This window comes from Pseudomonas sp. AIG (genome assembly GCF_977020205.1).
The window spans coordinates 1-16,146 of the sequence record NZ_CDROCK010000040.1 but is presented as its reverse complement, the minus strand read 5'-3'; the positions used below and the strand labels follow the sequence as shown (position 1 = coordinate 16,146).

15 protein-coding genes are annotated in these 16,146 nt (G+C 59.8%); 8 read left to right on the top strand and 7 right to left on the bottom strand.

Features of this window, described 5'->3' with window-relative positions:
• The first annotated feature begins 63 nt into the window (after positions 1–63).
• Entirely contained in the window at positions 64–468 is a 405-nt protein-coding gene (locus tag ACWR1S_RS21275; RefSeq protein ID WP_454564860.1) for an HPF/RaiA family ribosome-associated protein, read from the top strand.
• A gap of 518 nt (positions 469–986) precedes the next feature.
• Here the strand turns inward: ACWR1S_RS21275 and ACWR1S_RS21270 are convergent.
• The 4 genes from ACWR1S_RS21270 to ACWR1S_RS21255 form a co-directional block, all read right to left on the bottom strand.
• Positions 987–1,355, bottom strand: coding sequence for an endonuclease domain-containing protein (locus ACWR1S_RS21270; protein WP_454564859.1), 369 nt, complete (start codon positions 1,353–1,355; stop codon positions 987–989).
• 329 nt (positions 1,356–1,684) lie between these two features.
• Complete coding sequence (fecA, locus tag ACWR1S_RS21265) at positions 1,685–4,018, bottom strand: TonB-dependent Fe(3+) dicitrate receptor FecA (RefSeq protein ID WP_454564858.1); 2,334 nt, start codon at positions 4,016–4,018, stop codon at positions 1,685–1,687.
• An 89-nt stretch (positions 4,019–4,107) separates the two neighbouring features.
• A complete protein-coding gene (locus ACWR1S_RS21260) occupies positions 4,108–5,040 on the bottom strand; it encodes a DUF4880 domain-containing protein (RefSeq protein WP_454564857.1) in 933 nt (310 codons plus the stop codon).
• Positions 5,037–5,525 carry a sigma-70 family RNA polymerase sigma factor gene (locus ACWR1S_RS21255; RefSeq protein WP_454564856.1) on the bottom strand — a complete coding sequence of 163 codons (489 nt, stop codon included), beginning with the start codon at positions 5,523–5,525 and terminating at the stop codon, positions 5,037–5,039. The genes ACWR1S_RS21260 and ACWR1S_RS21255 overlap by 4 nt, the downstream gene beginning before the upstream one ends.
• A 187-nt stretch (positions 5,526–5,712) precedes the next feature.
• Between ACWR1S_RS21255 and ACWR1S_RS21250 the strand changes: the two genes are divergently transcribed.
• The 6 genes from ACWR1S_RS21250 to ACWR1S_RS21225 all read left to right on the top strand — a co-directional run bounded on the left by ACWR1S_RS21250 (position 5,713) and on the right by ACWR1S_RS21225 (position 12,116).
• Positions 5,713–6,018 (top strand): DUF3649 domain-containing protein, encoded by a 306-nt coding sequence (locus tag ACWR1S_RS21250; RefSeq protein WP_016986986.1) that lies wholly within the window; start codon positions 5,713–5,715, stop codon positions 6,016–6,018.
• Complete coding sequence (locus ACWR1S_RS21245; RefSeq protein WP_454564855.1) at positions 6,015–7,601, top strand: PepSY-associated TM helix domain-containing protein; 1,587 nt, start codon at positions 6,015–6,017, stop codon at positions 7,599–7,601. Before ACWR1S_RS21250 ends, ACWR1S_RS21245 begins: the two co-directional genes overlap by 4 nt.
• A complete protein-coding gene (locus ACWR1S_RS21240; RefSeq protein ID WP_454564854.1) occupies positions 7,601–7,927 on the top strand; it encodes a DUF3325 domain-containing protein in 327 nt (108 codons plus the stop codon). The genes ACWR1S_RS21245 and ACWR1S_RS21240 overlap by 1 nt, the downstream gene beginning before the upstream one ends.
• Before the next feature lies 1 nt (position 7,928).
• A complete protein-coding gene (locus ACWR1S_RS21235; RefSeq protein WP_137219291.1) occupies positions 7,929–8,495 on the top strand; it encodes an RNA polymerase sigma factor in 567 nt (188 codons plus the stop codon).
• Positions 8,492–9,481, top strand: a complete 990-nt coding sequence (locus tag ACWR1S_RS21230; protein ID WP_454564853.1) for a FecR family protein — start codon at positions 8,492–8,494, stop codon at positions 9,479–9,481. Before ACWR1S_RS21235 ends, ACWR1S_RS21230 begins: the two co-directional genes overlap by 4 nt.
• 205 nt (positions 9,482–9,686) lie before the next feature.
• Positions 9,687–12,116 carry a TonB-dependent siderophore receptor gene (locus ACWR1S_RS21225; RefSeq protein ID WP_454564852.1) on the top strand — a complete coding sequence of 810 codons (2,430 nt, stop codon included), beginning with the start codon at positions 9,687–9,689 and terminating at the stop codon, positions 12,114–12,116.
• 200 nt (positions 12,117–12,316) lie between these two features.
• Here the strand turns inward: ACWR1S_RS21225 and ACWR1S_RS21220 are convergent, their stop codons facing one another.
• Complete coding sequence (locus ACWR1S_RS21220) at positions 12,317–13,192, bottom strand: helix-turn-helix domain-containing protein (RefSeq protein WP_454564851.1); 876 nt, start codon at positions 13,190–13,192, stop codon at positions 12,317–12,319.
• A 139-nt stretch (positions 13,193–13,331) separates the two neighbouring features.
• On the opposite strand from ACWR1S_RS21220, the gene ACWR1S_RS21215 reads away from it, so the two are divergent.
• Entirely contained in the window at positions 13,332–14,234 is a 903-nt protein-coding gene (locus ACWR1S_RS21215) for a DMT family transporter (RefSeq protein WP_454564850.1), read from the top strand.
• 19 nt (positions 14,235–14,253) lie between these two features.
• Here ACWR1S_RS21215 and ACWR1S_RS21210 read toward each other — a convergent pair whose 3' ends face one another.
• Positions 14,254–14,763 (bottom strand): DUF2165 family protein, encoded by a 510-nt coding sequence (locus tag ACWR1S_RS21210; protein ID WP_454564849.1) that lies wholly within the window; start codon positions 14,761–14,763, stop codon positions 14,254–14,256.
• 146 nt (positions 14,764–14,909) lie between these two features.
• Positions 14,910–15,884, bottom strand: coding sequence for a 2-hydroxyacid dehydrogenase (locus tag ACWR1S_RS21205; protein ID WP_454564848.1), 975 nt, complete (start codon positions 15,882–15,884; stop codon positions 14,910–14,912).
• Positions 15,885–16,146: the final 262 nt, after the last annotated feature.

Here is a 16,146-nt window from a genome sequence, read left to right as displayed (position 1 = left end):
ACCAGGAGGTCAGGAAATTCAACTCAAGGCCTCTCACGAGCTAGCTGAAATAAGGGATGAACTATGCAAATCCAAGTCAACAGCGATAACCATATTCAAAGTAGTCAACGACTGGAGGAGTGGGTACGTACAACCATTGAGAGCACGCTCGAACGTTATGAAGAAGACCTGACCCGCGTCGAAGTCCATCTGGCCGACGAGAACGGTGACAAACCAGGTCCCCATGACATGCGCTGCCAACTGGAAGCGCGGCCAAAAGGCCATCAACCGATTTCCGTGACCCACAAGGCCGATTCGCTGGAACAGGCGATCGACGGCGCTGCCGAAAAACTCGAGCACGCACTGGAACACCTTTTCGGCAAACTGCGAGGTAAACCACGCGCCGCCATCGTGCCATTTAGCAAGGCGAATGATGCTCTGCTGGAGGAAGAATTCCTTGAGAATGAACAGGCAGCGATCAACAGTTGATACGCTGATTTCATAAGCCACCCCATGAGAAGGGGCCTGCGAATGCAGGCCCCTTTTTGTTTGTGGAGGTTTTTGCGCAGGGCATAAGAGCGCGGCCCCTCACCCCAGCCCTCTCCCTCCGGGAGAGGGGGCCGACCGAGCTGTCTGGCGTTGTACATCGACCTGAAAGACCGAGTCGATTATGGATTCGAAGCAACACTTTCAGGTCGATGTATTTCTGAAGCATCTCGCAATCAGTACCCCCGCTCTCCGGGAGAGGGCCGACCGGGGTGTCTGAAGAGGTACGTCGACCTGAGAGACCGAGTCGATTATGGATTCGGCCTAATACTTTCAGGTCGATGTATTTCTGAAGCATCCCGCAATCAGTACCCCCACTCTCCGGGAGAGGGCCGACCGGGGTGTCTGAAGAGGTACGTCGACCTGAGAGACCGAGTCGATTATGGATTCGGCCTAATACTTTCACGTCGATGTATTTCTGAAGCATCCCCCGGTCAGTTCCCTCTCCCTCTGGGAGAGGGTTAGGGTGAGGGCAATCTTCGAGCTGACGCAATTCGTAAGATCTGCTCCAACACGTCATCCATCTGCTGAAGTATTTCCAGGTTGCTGAAACGTATGACGTGAATGCCTTGCTGGTACAGATGGTTTGTTCGGCGCTGGTCGTACGTCAATCCCTGCTTTTCATAGTGCTGCCCACCATCCAGCTCAATCGCCAGCTTCAACTCCGCACAATAAAAATCCAGCACGTAAGGCGGACACGGAAACTGCCGACGAAATTTCAGATTGGCGATTTGGCGGGAGCGGAGCTTTTGCCAGAGCAGGTGTTCGCAGTCGGTTTGGTTGACGCGTAACTGGCGGGCGAACCGGGCGAGGGTGGGGCGAGTTTGCATGCTTCACGATCCTTGTGAAGTGGGTTTGAAGTTTTACTGTAGACCATGACCCGCTGACCCTCACCCCAGCCCTCTCCCGGAGGGAGAGGGGGCCGACCGAGGTGTCTGGCGTTGTACATCGACCTGAAAGACCGAGTCGATTATGGATTCAGCAAAGCAATTTCAGACCGAGTCGATTATAGATTCGGCAAGTGGTTTCAGGTCGAGTCGATTATGGATTCGGCAAAGCAGAATCAGGTCGGCGTACCTCGCAAGCATCCCCCAATCAGTCCCTCTCCCTCAGGGAGAGGGCTAGGCGGGCGGCGTTCCGATGAGGGGCTTTTCAATCATCAGAACGCCACAGAAGTCTGCACATAAACCGTCCGCGGCTCCCCCACATACTTACCCTTGTTGTTGTCATCAAACGAACGCGTGAAGTACTGCGTGTTGAAGATGTTCTTCACCCCCACCGCTACATTAAGATCCGACAACTGTGGCCCGAAGTCATACCCCGCGCGGCTGCTGAACAGCATGTAGCCCGGGATCTTGCCAGTGCTGCCGTCAGCACTTTCTTTCGAGGTGTTGGCGTTGTCGGCGAACTGATCGCTCTGGAAGCTGCTATCCAGATTCAACTTCCAAGGGCCTTCGGTGTAACCGACGCCAATCGTGCCTTTGTGCTTCGAGGAGAACGGCACGCGATTGCCTTTGTTCGGCCCGTCTTCGCGGATGCTCGCGTCGACATAGGCGTAAGTGGCGTAGACATCAAAACCGGCCAGCGCCGGGCTCAAGTCATCCAGCGCGTAATTGACGCTGGTCTCGATCCCTTGATGGCGGGTTTCGCCACGGGCAATCACCGAATCGTTGGTCTGGTTACTTTCGTACTGGTTGTCGAAGTTGATCAGGAACGCGCCGATTTCCGCACGCAACGCACCGTTGTCATAGCGCGTGCCGAGTTCCCAGGTGCGGGCCTTTTCCGGTTTCACTTCGCCGCTGGTTACGCGGTTGGGCATCTGGCTGTATTGCACGCTGCCGAACGAGCCTTCGGTGTTGGCGTACAGGTTCCAGCTGTCAGTCAGGTGATAAAGCACGTTCAACGCCGGCAGCGCGGTGTTGTAGTCGCCCTTGTATTTGACGTCGGTGAGGTTGTTGGTCTGCTGCGATTCGATCATCTCGTAACGCACGCCAGGGGTGATGGTCCATTTGCCGATGTCGATGCGGTCGTCGACGAAGAACGCATTGGCCTCGGTGCCGCCACGGGTGTCGCGGTCGTTGCGGCTGGCCGTGGTCGGGTATTCGTTGCTGCTGATCGGCGTGCGATAACGCAGTTCGTGACCAGCCTCGTTGATGTAGCGGTAGCCGACGCCGACTTCATGGCTGGTCGGGCCGAGGTCGAATCCTTGGGCGAAACGGGTTTCCAGACCGCGCACCCAATACTCGCGCGGCGACAGCGAAAGGAACGTGCCCTGATCGAGATAACCGCTGCGCAGGGTCTTGGTGAAGAAGGTGTTGGCGGTGAATTCGCGGCGATCTTCCTGATAGCGATAACCGAAATTGAACATCGTGCGTCGACCCCAGAACTGGTCTTTCGGCCGCGTCGACTGATACGGATCGGCGTCGTAATCGGCAACGTTCAGACCACCGGGCATGTCAGCCTTGCCTTCGTAATACTGAGCCATAGCGTTGAAGCTGTTGGCTTCGTCGAGCTGGTATTTGCCCTTGAGAATCAGGTCGTCGATCTCGGTGTCGCTGTGTTCACGCCAGTCACCACCGCGAGTGCCGGAGTAGAGCAACGCACCGCCGAGGCCATTGGCATTGGTGCCGCCGGCCAGCAGGTTGGCGCTGGTCTTGAAGCCGTCATGGCTCGAGGATGGGCTGGTTTCCGTCTGGAAGCCACCCTTGACCGTTGGCTCGTCGGGAATCGCCCGGGTCACGAAGTTGACCACACCACCGACGTTCTGCGGGCCGTAACGCACGGCGCCACCGCCGCGCACCACGTCCACGGCATCCATGTTGCCCATGCTGATTGGCGCGAACGATAGCTGCGGTTGGCCATAAGGCGCGAACGGCACTGGAATGCCGTCCATCAACACCGTCGAGCGCGCGGCCAGGCGCGGATTCAAGCCGCGAATGCCGAAGTTCAGCGCCATGTCATGGCTGCCGGTGCCGTTGTTTTCCGGAGCGTTGACGCCGGGGATGCGGTTGAGCACGTCACGCGCCTGAGTCGCGCCTTGGCGTTCAAATTCTTCGCGGCGGATCACATCGCGGGCGCCGGGATGTTCGAACACATTGATTTGCGCAGCGTCGCCGAGCCAGTCGCCGACGACTGTCGAGGTGTCCAGTTCCAGCGCGGCGTCCGCCACCGGTTGCAGGCTGAACGCATTGTTGCCCTCGGCGCGCGCTTGTAAACCGGTGCCTTCGAGCAACGCATTCAAACCTTGTTCAGCGGTGTAACTGCCCTCCAGACCACGGCTTTGCACACCGCTGGTGACTTGTGAACCGAACGAGATCAAGACCCCGGCTTCACGGCCAAACTGGTTGAGGGCGTTTTCCAGTGACGACGGCGCGATGTGATAGGCCTTGGCATCGGCGGCCAGCGCGGCGGGCAGGGCGCTGAAACTCAGGCTGGCACCGAGGACAAGATTGCGCAGGCTGCGGGCCAGTGGCGTGAGGCAAGTGGGGTGCATGTGGATGATCCTGAGAAGGTGGAATCAAGGGGGCTTTCCTTCTCTGTCACGCCAGATCTGAAAAACGGCTCATTTATTTTTGAGTTTTTTCAAACCCGCGCTTCGACAGTCACCCAGTAGCGGGTAAAGCGCCTCACCTTCACCGGCAAACTGATTTCCAGCAGATCAAGAATCCGCTCGCTGTCGTCCAGCGGGTAAGTTCCGGAAATCAACAGGTCGGCAACGTTCCGGTCGCAATTGAGCTGGCCGCGACGGTAGCGACCCAGTTCCTCAAGGAAGTCGCCCAGGCGCATGTGCGCCGCTACCAGCATGCCGTCGGCCCAGGCGCCGCTGTTGGCATCCAGCGGTTTGGCCTCGCTGACCGATGTCGAGGTAAAACTCAACTGACGCGCGACCGGCAGCAACATCGGCGCGCGTCCATCACCGCTCAGTTCGACGCGACCTTCGAACAGCGCAATCTGCGTGCGATCGGCAAACTGGCGCACATTGAGGCGCGCGCCCTGAGCTTTCAGAAGGCCCTGAGCCGTGTGCACTTCGAAATATTGCGCGGCCGTCAGGAGAATTTCGCCTTCGAGCAAGCGGATCAATCGCTGCGCACTGTCGACGTCCACGGCACTGGCGGTATTGAGTTGCAACTTATCACCGCCACCCAGGGAAACTTTGCGTCGCTGCCCCAGCGGGCTGCGGTAATCGGCGAGCAGCGACGGCACAGGATTGTGCTCGCGCATGCCCCAGGTGACCGCCGAGCCCGCGCCAAGAATCAGCAGCAGTTTCAGTGCCTGACGACGACTGCCGGACTTCGGCCCGTTCAACGCCGCGTGCGCCAGTGGCGAAGACACACCGCGCAACCGTTGGTTGACCCGCTGAATGTGTTCCCACGCCCGACGGTGTTCGCTGTGCGCGTCCAGCCATTGCTGCCAGGCCTGTTGCTGGCGCGGAGTCAGCGCGCCTTGCTGCATTTCCATCAGCCAGTGCACGGCTTGTTCCGCCACCTGTGAGGAGAAATCCGGCGCGCGGTTCATAGGGCGAAGTAGCAGCGCATCGCCGCTTTGTTCAGATGACGTTTGACGGTGGCCACGGAGATGCCGAGTTCGGCGGCAATCTGTGGATAAGTCAGGCCATCGACCTGCGCCAGCAAAAAGGCGCGTTTGACCTGACGCGGCAAGCCGTCGAGCAACTCGTCCAGCTCGAGCAGGGTTTGCAGGATGATCGCCTTGTCCTCTTCCGACGGCGCGACCCTGTCCGGCATCTGCGCCAAGGTGTCGAGGTAGGCGCGCTCCAGATCCTGACGGCGGTAATGATTGAACAGAACGCGCTTGGCCAACGTCGTCAGAAAGGCGCGCGGCTCGATCATCACCGGCGGCTCGCGGGCGGTCAGCACCTTGATGAATGTGTCCTGCGCCAGGTCCGCCGCGCTGTCCGGGCAGCCGAGTTTGCGCCGTAGCCAGCCAGTCAGCCAGCTGTGATGAGCCTGATAGAGCGATTCGACGGGATGGGCGGACGACAACGGTGGACTCCGGGCGCTTTCTTGACGCGGTAGAGAGTACGTTAGAGAACAAGAACTGTTCGCATTGTAGAGGGCGAAACGCTCAACCGGCAATCAGATGCTTTTGCGTATGAGAATATTTATCATTAATATTGCTCGCCTCAAGGTTCGGCTGCTCGGCCGGACGTTTTCGTTTCAGGGTCGAAACATGAAAGGCAAACTCGCCACACTTCCCATGTCCTATCGTCTGGCCGTCACCTCACGGGTGCTGGCCGCGGTGTTTGGCGGCTATCTCGTGGCGGCGCTGGCCAGTGTCACCCTGACGCTGTGGCTGCCGTTGAGCCGCGCCGAAGCGGTGGTGACCGGCATGACCATTTCCTTTCTGGTCTATCTGGTGGCCGTGCTCTGGTGTTTCGCCTGTCGTACGGCGTGGTCGGCCTGGGTCGGTTTGCTGGTGCCGAGCGTGATTCTGGCGACCATTTCCGGCGCGGCACGTGGATTGGGGCTGGCATGAAAGAGGGCTTTCGTCAGGCAATGGCCTGGCTGCACACCTGGACCGGACTGCTGTTCGGCTGGTTGCTGTTCGCGATTTTTCTGACCGGGACGCTGGCTTATTTCAAAGATGAAATCAGCCACTGGATGCAGCCGGAAATCCCTGCGCGATCGGTAAGCCCCGAGACGAGCCTGACGCTGGCCCAGGATTATCTGCAACAACACGCGGCGGGCGCCTCGCGCTGGCTGATCGATTTGCCCGATGCCCGGGATCCCGGCATGACCGTGCGCTGGCAACCCGCGCCGGCGAAGCCAGGCGAGCGCGGGCGTTTCGAAGCGAAAACCCTCGACGCCCTGACCGGCGCCGAAGTGCAGGGCCGCGAAAGCATGGGCGGTGAGTTCTTCTACCGTTTCCACTTCCAGTTGCAAATGCCTTATCCGTGGGGCCGCTGGCTGGCGACGATTGCCGCGATGGTGATGTTCGTCGCGCTGATCACCGGGATCATCACCCACAAGAAAATCTTCAAGGACTTCTTCACTTTCCGCCCGCGCAAGGGCCAGCGTTCCTGGCTCGACGGGCATAACGCGGTGGGTGTGCTGGTGCTGCCGTTTCACTTGATGATCACCTATAGCAGTCTGGTGATTTTCATGTCGATGGTCATGCCGGCGAGCATCGTCGCTTCATACGGCAGTGACGTGCGCAAATTTTATGACGAGGTTTTCCCCGCCTCGAAAACCCCGGAACGTGCCGATATCGCTGCGCCATTGGCGGCGCTGGCGCCCCTGTTGAGCAAGGCCAGCGAGCAATGGTCGGGCGGCCACACGGCGCGCCTGTCGGTGAGCAATCCGGGGGACGCCAATGCCACGGTGGTGCTGGCCCGTGCCGGCGACAGTGTCGTGCATGATTTCGGCAGGGCCGTGACCTTCAACGGTGTGACCGGACAGATACTCGGCAGTACACCGGAACAGCCGATGGCGATGGCGGTGGGTGGCGCGTTCTACGGTTTGCACATGGGCAATTTTGCCGGGCCAGTGTTGCGCTGGCTGTACTTCATCTGCGGGCTGGCGGGTACGGCGATGATCGGCACCGGGCTGGTGATCTGGCTGGGCAAGCGCCAACTCAAACATGCCAAGAGCGGCGTGATGCCGTTCGAACTGCGACTGGTGGAAGTACTGAACATCGCCAGCATGGCCGGGCTGGTGTCTGCGGTGGCGGTGTTCTTCCTGGCCAATCGTCTGTTGCCAGTGAGCTTCGCCGAACGCGCAGATTGGGAAGTGAATGCGTTCTTTATCGCTTGGGCTCTGAGTGTGCTGCACGCGCTGCTGCGTCCGGGACGAAAGGCCTGGGTTGAGCAACTCACCTTGAGCGCCGCATTGTTTGTTGCGATGCCGCTGATCAATGCACTGACCACCCCTTGGAATCTCGCCGTCAGTCTGATGCAGGGTGATTGGGCGTTGGCCGGTTTTGATCTGACGTGCTTCGCAACAGGTTTCTTCCTCGCTTGGGCCGCGTGGAAAATGCACCGCGCCGCCAGCACGGTCAGCGTAAAAAAGCCCCGTCCCGAAAAGGCCCGGCCGATCATTCTTGAGCAAGGGACGAACTGATGCTGCTGGCACTGTTGCTCACTTACGCCGGATTCACCGCGTTGTGTCTGTCGATGCCTCGACACCACGATGAACTGCTCGGCTGTAAACCTTCGCCTCGACGCCGTCAGGGCTTGATGCTGGGGGGCTGGTTGCTGCTGGGTTTGTCGCTGTGGGCGGCGGTGACCTCCAACGGCTGGAGCTTCGGTCTGGTCGACTGGTTCGCCGTGCTGATGCTCAGCGCCCTGGCGTTGGTATTACTGCTGCCGTATCGCCCGCGTCTGGCGTTGGCACTGGCCGGGGTCAGTCTGCTGGCCAGTCCGGTTGCCGCATGGGCGCAGTGCTGACGTGCTGATCGGTCTGCCGCCGGACTCCCGCGACGACGAGCCGCGCGGTGCGCGTGCGCATTTTCTCCAGGTTTTTCTGTCCCAGCGTTCGCAGATGGAGGCGCTGGTGAACCGCCGCGTCGGTTGCCGGGCGACGGCGGCGGACCTGGTGCAGGACCTGTTTCTGCGTTTCTGGCGGCGGCCGCTGGTGCAGGTCGAAGAGCTCAGTACTTATCTGTTGCGTTGCGCGGGCAACATCGCCATCGACCATTTGCGCAGCGAAGGCACGCGCACGCGGGTCAACGAAGGCTGGCAACCGGACGCGCCGGACAGCCACGGCAGCGAACCGCAAGCGGCGCTGGAAGCGGGCAATGATCTGAAGCATGTCGAAGCGGCGTTGCGCGCCTTGCCCGAGCGTACCCGGCAGATCTTTTTGCTCAATCGCATTCACGGCCGCAAGTACGCGGACATCGCCAAAGCCATGGGTTTGTCCCAAAGTGCCGTGGAAAAACATATGATGCGCGCCCTCGAGGCCTGCAAGGCCAGCCTGCGCGAACCCGCGCCACGCCTGCCAGGGAAAGCACCGTGAACCGATCCGATTCGATCATCCCGACGCCCGCGCAAGAGCAGGCCGCGTTTGCGTGGCTGAGCCTGTTGCATGATCGGCCGAGTGCGGGCGATCAATTGACCTTCAGCCAATGGCTGCGGGCGGATCCGGCGCATGCCGAGGCCTATGCGCAGGCGCAAGTGCTCTGGGAGTTGAGCGAAGGCCCGGCGCGCACGCTGGCCGATGAAGAGGCCTTGGCATTGCAGGGCTATCTCGATGCGATGGATCGCCCGCGCCGTCCAGCGCTGCTGCGATGGTCGGGGGCGCTGGCGATGGCGGCGTGTCTGTTGCTGATGGTCAGCCTCGGCAGCGGGTGGCAGCCGCAACGCTGGATCGATGATCTGGGTGCCGATTATGTCTCGGCGCCCGGCGAGATCCGCACCGTGACCCTGGCCGATCAGTCGCAAGTCACGCTGGATGCTGACAGTGCGATTGCCGTGGATTTCAGTCGGGGCGAACGGCATGTTCAGTTGCGTCGTGGTGCCGGGTTTTTCACGGTTACGCACACCGGCGAGCCGTTTGTGGTCGAGGCCGAGAAAGGTCAGGCGCGAGTGCTCGGGACGCAGTTCGAAGTGCGACTGCAACCGCATGGTGCGCAGGTCACGGTGTTGTCCGGACGCGTTGGGGTGACGGCGGATCGCGGCGGCGAACAGCAGATTCTCACCGCTGGTCAGCAGATTGCTTACGGCGAAGGCACAGCGCAAAAGCTTCACGCGGTGGACAGCGAAGCGCAACTGGCCTGGCGTCAGGGCTGGCTGACTTATTACAAGTCGACGCTGGGCGATGTGGTCGAGGATCTGCGGCGTTATTACCCGGGGCGGATTGTGTTGCTCAACGATGAACTGGCGGCGCGCAAGGTCAGTGGCAGTTTTCCGAGCAAGGATCCACACGCGGTGCTCAGTTCCCTGCAAGGGGTGTTGGGGTTTGAGCAGCATCAGGTGTTGGGGCATCTGATTATTTTGCGTTGAGGCGCTAAAGCCATCGCGAGCAGGCTCACTCCTACAAGGGAACGCATTCCAAATGTAGGAGTGAGCCTGCTCGCGATGGCGCCCGATCGAACACCACAAAAAATAATTTTCAAATGTTGGTGAGGTAAACCCAAGCCCCATCCGTGTAGTGACTGAAACTGCGAGTCATTCGCATCCGTTGCGGTTCTACACAGGTCATTGAGTCATGAAGTCCAGGGCAAAGTCGGGTTCGGTCAAACAGTGGTTAAGCGTGTCGGCATTGAGTTTTTCGGCATTGGCATTGCTGCCGATAAGCGTTTCTCTGGCCGCTGAAGCCGTCAGCAGCCAGGCGCAAAAGCAGTTCAATTTTTCCCTGGCCGCTAAACCGCTGCCGCAAGCCTTGAGCGACTTCAGCCGCGTCACCGGGCAGAGTGTGGTGTACACCGACGAAGCGCCGTACGGCCTCACCGCGCCGGCAGTCAATGGCCAGATGAGTGCCGAACAGGCACTGCAACGCTTGCTCAGTGGCTCTGGCCTCAACTTCCGCCGCACCGATAGCCACACGCTGGCGCTGGAGCCAAAACCGACTGAAGGCGCGCTGAACCTCGGTGCCACCACCATCACTTCGCTGCGCGACGAATCGATGAGCTATCAGCCGCCGGAAACCAGTTCGGTGATGCGTTCTTCGGCGTCGTTGCAGGAAATCCCGCAGACCGTCAACGTCATCCCGGCGCAAGTGATCCGCGATCAGGCACCACGCAATCTCGATGATGCATTGGCCAATGTCAGCGGCATCACTCAGGGCAACACCTTGGGCAGCACTCAGGATTCGGTGATGACCCGCGGTTTCGGTGACAACCGCAACGGCTCGATCATGCGCGACGGCATGCCGATCGTGCAGGGCCGTGGCATGAACGCCACCGTTGATCGTGTCGAAGTGCTCAAAGGCCCGGCTTCGTTGCTGTACGGCATTCAAGACCCGGGCGGCGTGGTCAACCTGGTCAGCAAGAAACCCGAACTGACGCAGTACAACGCCCTGACCTTACGCGGCTCAACCTACGGCGAGGGCAAGAACGGTAGCGGCGGCAGCCTCGACAGCACCGGCCCGTTGGGCGATTCCGGGCTGGCCTACCGCATGGTGCTCGATCACGAAGACGAAGATTACTGGCGCAACTTCGGCACCCACCGTGAAACCCTGATCGCCCCGTCGCTGGCCTGGTTCGGCGAGAGCACCAAGCTGTTGTTCGCCTACGAACACCGCGAATTTCTCACGCCGTTCGACCGTGGCACGCTGATCGATCCGCGCACCAATCATCCGCTGGACATCTCGCGCAAGGAGCGTCTGGACGAACCGTTCAACAACATGGAAGGCCGTTCGGATCTGTATCACTTTGAAGCCGATCACGAACTCAACGACGACTGGAAAGCGCACTTCGGCTACAGCTGGAACCGCGAAACCTACGACGCCAGCCAAGTCCGCGTGACCGCCATCGACACCAAAAAAGGCACGCTGACCCGCAGCATGGACGGCACCCAGAACGCGATCAGCACTGACCGTTTCACCACCGCCAGTCTCGAAGGCAAGGTCAACGTGCTGGGCATGCAGCATGACCTCGTTTTCGGCGTTGATGACGAGTACCGCAAGATCTACCGCGAGGACCTGATCCGGCAGAAAAGCCTGACCACCTTCAGTTACCTCAATCCGGTGTATGGCCGCGAAGTCGCCGGTACGACGGTCAGCGCTCCCGATAGTGCGCAGACCGATGAACTGCGCAGCGATTCGGTGTTCATGCAGGACTCGATTCACCTCAACGACCAGTGGATTCTGGTCGCCGGCGGGCGCTTCCAGGAGTACGACCAGTACGCCGGCAAAGGCGTGCCGTTCAAGGCCAACACCGACAGCAACGGCCAGAAGTTCGTCCCGCGCGCCGGTCTGGTGTATCGCTACACGGACGCCTTGTCGTTCTACGGCAGCTACACCGAATCGTTCAAACCCAACTCGACCATCGCCCCGCTGAGCGGCAGCAGCACCGTGCTCGACGGCAGCATCGTACCGGAAGAAGCCAAGTCGTGGGAGCTCGGTGCGCGCCTGGATCTGCCGGGGCGTGTGACCGGCAACATTGCGTTGTTCGACATCAAGAAACGCAACGTGCTGGTGGCCAATTCCGAAGGCCCGACGACGATCTACAGCGCGGCCGGTGAGGTGCGTTCGCGCGGTCTGGAAATGGACCTGACCGGTCAGTTGAGCGATCACTGGAGCATGATTGGCAGCTATGCCTATACCGATGCCGAAGTGACGGAAGACCCGGACTACAAAGGCAAGCGCTTGCAAAACGTGGCGAAGAACTCCGGCTCGTTGTCGGCGGTGTATGACTTTGGCAGTGTGATCGGTGGCGATCAATTGCGCGTCGGCGCGGGGGCGCGTTATGTCGGTGAACGTGCCGGTAACGCGGTGAATGATTTTGACCTGCCGAGCTACACCGTGGCCGACGCGTTTGCCACTTACGACACCAAGGTCGAAGGGCAGAAGGTCAAGTTTCAGCTCAATGTGAAGAACCTGTTTGATCGCACTTACTACACGTCGGCGGCGAGCCGGTTCTTTGTATCGATGGGGGATGCGCGGCAGGTTTCGTTGTCCAGCACCCTGGAGTTTTAAGGCAAGATCAAAAGCCCCTCACCCTAACCCTCTCCCGGAGGGAGAGGGGACTGACCGAGGTGTCTTGCGCGATACGTCGACCTGAAGAATCGAATCGATTATGGATTCAGAAAAGCACTTTCAAGTCGGTGTAAAGCTTGAGCATCCCCCAATCGGCCCCCTCTCCCTCCGGGAGAGGGCTGGGGTGAGGGGAAAAGGGTTCAACGCAAAAACGCCTGCCGATACTCGCCCGGCGTCCCGCCCAACACCTGCTTGAATCGATTAGTGAAATGACTGGCGCTGGCAAACCCGCACGCCAGCGCAATCTCGCCCAGCGGCAACGCCGTCCCGCGCAACAATTCCCGTGCCCGACTCAAGCGCCGCGCCAGCACATATTGATGTGGCGGCAGGCCGAAACTTGTGCGGAACATCCGCGCAAAGTGGTATTCCGACAGCGCACACAACCCGGCCAATTGTCCGAGGCTGATCGGCTCGGCCAACTGACTGTCGATGAACTCCACCAATTGCCGACGCTGATGCGGCGCCAGTCCGCCCTTCAAGCGCAAACCCTGACGTGCGCCGACCTGGCTGAGCAAGGTGTGGCTGATCAATTCATGGGCGAGGCTGCTGGTCAGCAAGCGTTCGGCGGGTTCATCCCAATTCAGCGTCAGCAGCTGCCGAAAGCGCTGTGCCTGCTGCGGGTCGTCGAGAAAGGTTTGCTCGCGCAGTTGCATTTCTCGGGGTTCGCGATCCAGCAACGTGACGCAACCGAGGGCGAATTGTTCGGCGCTGAAATACAGGTGCGCCAGGCGGATATCGCCGTTGATCACCCATCCCGATTCATGATCGGCCGGCAGGATACACAGTTTGTCCGGCCCGCCCTTGTGGCCAGGCTGACCGCGACGAAACGTGCCGGTGCCGCCGGCGATGTAGCAGGACAGCGTGTGGTGGCTGGGCGCTTCGTATTCCTGGGCATCGTGGTGGTTGGTCCACAAAGCGGCAGACAAGCCGTCTCCAAGCTCGGCGCTGTGCACCAGGCGTGCATTCGGCGAGCTGTTTAACGCTTGAAAGACTTGCAGGGTATCGATGGCGGCCATGTGCGGTTCTCTTCAACGCCTTGCATCCTACTCCGTAGGCGCCGCGCTGCCAGCCTGCCGCCCGACAAAAGCGCAAGAATCTGCAAGCGCGCAAGGCATGTGCGGGCAGACACTCAAGGCCTATCGAGGAGTGTGTGCCATGAACCTGTCGTTGTACTTGCTGACCGTGCTGATCTGGGGCACCACGTGGATTGCCTTGAAATGGCAACTGGGCGTGGTGGCGATTCCCGCATCGATCGTCTATCGCTTCGGCCTCGCCGCGCTGGTGCTGTTTGCGTTGTTGCTGCTCAGCCGTCGCCTGCAACCGATGAACCGCCGTGGGCATTTGATCTGCGTGGCTCAGGGTTTGTGTCTGTTCTGCGTCAACTTCATGTGCTTCCTGACCGCCAGTCAGTGGATCCCCAGCGGACTGGTCGCGGTGGTGTTCTCCACGGCCACACTGTGGAACGCGCTGAATGCCCGGGTGTTTTTCGGCCAGCGCATTGCACGCAATGTGCTGATGGGCGGGGCGTTGGGCCTGTTCGGCCTGGGCATGTTGTTCTGGCCGGAACTGGCCGGGCATCAGGCCAGCCCACAAACCTTGCTCGGTCTCGGCCTGGCGTTGTGCGGCACGTTGTGTTTCTCGGCGGGCAACATGCTCTCGAGCCTGCAGCAGAAGGCCGGTCTCAAACCATTGACCACCAATGCCTGGGGCATGGCTTACGGCGCGGCGATGTTGTCGGTGTGGTGCCTGGTCAAAGGCATTCCGTTCGACATGGACTGGAGCCCGCGTTACGTCGGTGCGTTGCTGTATCTGGTGATCCCGGGTTCGGTGATCGGCTTTACTGCTTATCTGACGCTGGTCGGGCGCATGGGCCCGGAGCGTGCGGCTTACTGCACCGTGCTGTTTCCGGTGGTGGCGCTGAACGTCTCGGCGTTTGCTGAGGGTTATCAGTGGACAGCGCCGGCGCTGGTCGGTCTGGTCTTGGTGATGCTGGGCAATGTGCTGGTGTTTCGTAAACCGAAAACAGTCGCGGCGCCGGTACAGGGGAAGTTGGCTTGAAAGCAACCAGCGCTGAACTTCAGCGCTCGACTTTCAAGGTGATGTAAATCATCACCGGGAATATGAAGTCAACGATATGCCGTGCCCAATCCTTGGCATTCCATGACTGCGAAGTGTCCATGTCAAACCATTCCACACCCACCGTTTGCAGGCACACGTAATAAATGAAGATGGCCGCGAGTATGCCCATGATCGAGAACTTTTTTGCTTCGTGGAATACGTCTGCGGATGCATTGATGTGGCGATATAGCTGATACGTGCCAATCAGGCACAGCACGGTATAGGTGACTTCCAGCGTGATGATGAACCAATAGATGCGGTGATGAATCATCGGCGATTCTATGGCGCGGTATTTGATGTTTGCACTGGCGGTCGTGGTGTCCATGCTCAGGATGTGCGCGACGTAGGTGTAGTTCGAGTTGTAGTCGGTGAAGTTGTGAATCATCACCAGCAGGCCAAAGAAACTGATGTAAGCCATCAATATGACTTTGCTGTAACGAATGAGTTTGTCGGTGGTCAGGGTGTTCAAGGTATTAGCTCTCCATAGCGGTTGTCGAATATTCGACAGACAGGCAGAGCTTATAATGCTGTTGTTTAATTTTGTTTGTTGTTCAATTTCAAGTTATGTATGGCAGTCACTAAAGGGCAAGTGCGATGTTGCACTTGCCCGTTAGTTCACCCGCGCCAGACTTGTGGGTTGACCAGATCCTGCGGGCGTTCGCCGAGCAGGGCGCTGCGCAGGTTGGCCAATGCGCGATTGGCCATGGCTTCGCGGGTTTCATTTGTCGCGGAGCCGATGTGCGGCAAAGTCACGGCATTGCTGAGCTGGAACAGCGGCGACTCGGCCAGCGGTTCTTTTTCGTATACATCAAGGCCGGCGCCACGAATGCGCTTGGCTTGCAAGGCCTCGATCAAGGCCGGCTCGTCGACGACCGGGCCGCGAGAGATGTTCACCAGGATGGCGTCGGGCTTCATCAGGGCCAGTTCGCGGTGGCTGATCAAGTGGCGGGTCTTGTCGCTGAGCGGCACCACCAGGCAGACGAAGTCGGCTTCGGCGAGCAGTTGATCGAGGCTGCGAAATTGCGCGCCGAGTTCCTGCTCCAGTTCGGTCTTGCGGCTGTTGCCGCTGTAGATGATTGGCATGTTGAAGCCGAAGCGGCCACGGCGGGCGACGGCCGCGCCAATGTTGCCCATGCCGACGATGCCGAGGGTTTTGCCGTGGACGTCGCAGCCGAACAGCGGCGCGCCGACGCTGGCTTGCCATTGGCCGGCCTTGGTCCAGGCGTCGAGTTCGGCGACGCGGCGAGCGCTGCTCATGATCAGGGCGAAGGCGAGGTCGGCGGTGCTTTCGGTGAGCACGTCGGGGGTGTTGGTGAGCATGATCCCGCGTTCGTTGAAGTAGGCGAGGTCGTAGTTGTCGTAGCCGACGGAGACGCTTGAGACCACTTCCAGTTTTGTTGCTGTTTCGAGTTGGGCGCGGCCGAGTTTGCGGCCGACGCCGATGAGGCCGTGGGCGTGGGGCAGGGCTTCGTTGAATTGGGCGTTGATGTCGCCGGCTTTTGGGTTGGGGACGATGACGTCGAATTCTTGTTGCAGGCGTTCGATCATGGGCGGGGTGATGCGGCTGAAGGCCAGGACAGTCTTTTTCATCGTTTTTGGCTCTTGTTCGGGCTTGATACCAAGCACGCTAACATTTCTGGCTTGGGGTTGTCTTGGCGGCCTCTGGGCCGACCATGTTGTGGTTGTTCGGTGTGTATATCCGTTTCTTCGGTAACGGCGGCTTAGGGTTTCGCCCTGACGGCGACTCACTTTTTTTACAAACGCCTAAAAAAGTAAGCAAAAAAACGCTTGCTCCTACGTGCGGCCCGCTCGCTGGGGCTCGGGGTTCCTTCGCTGCGGGATCGATCCGGGC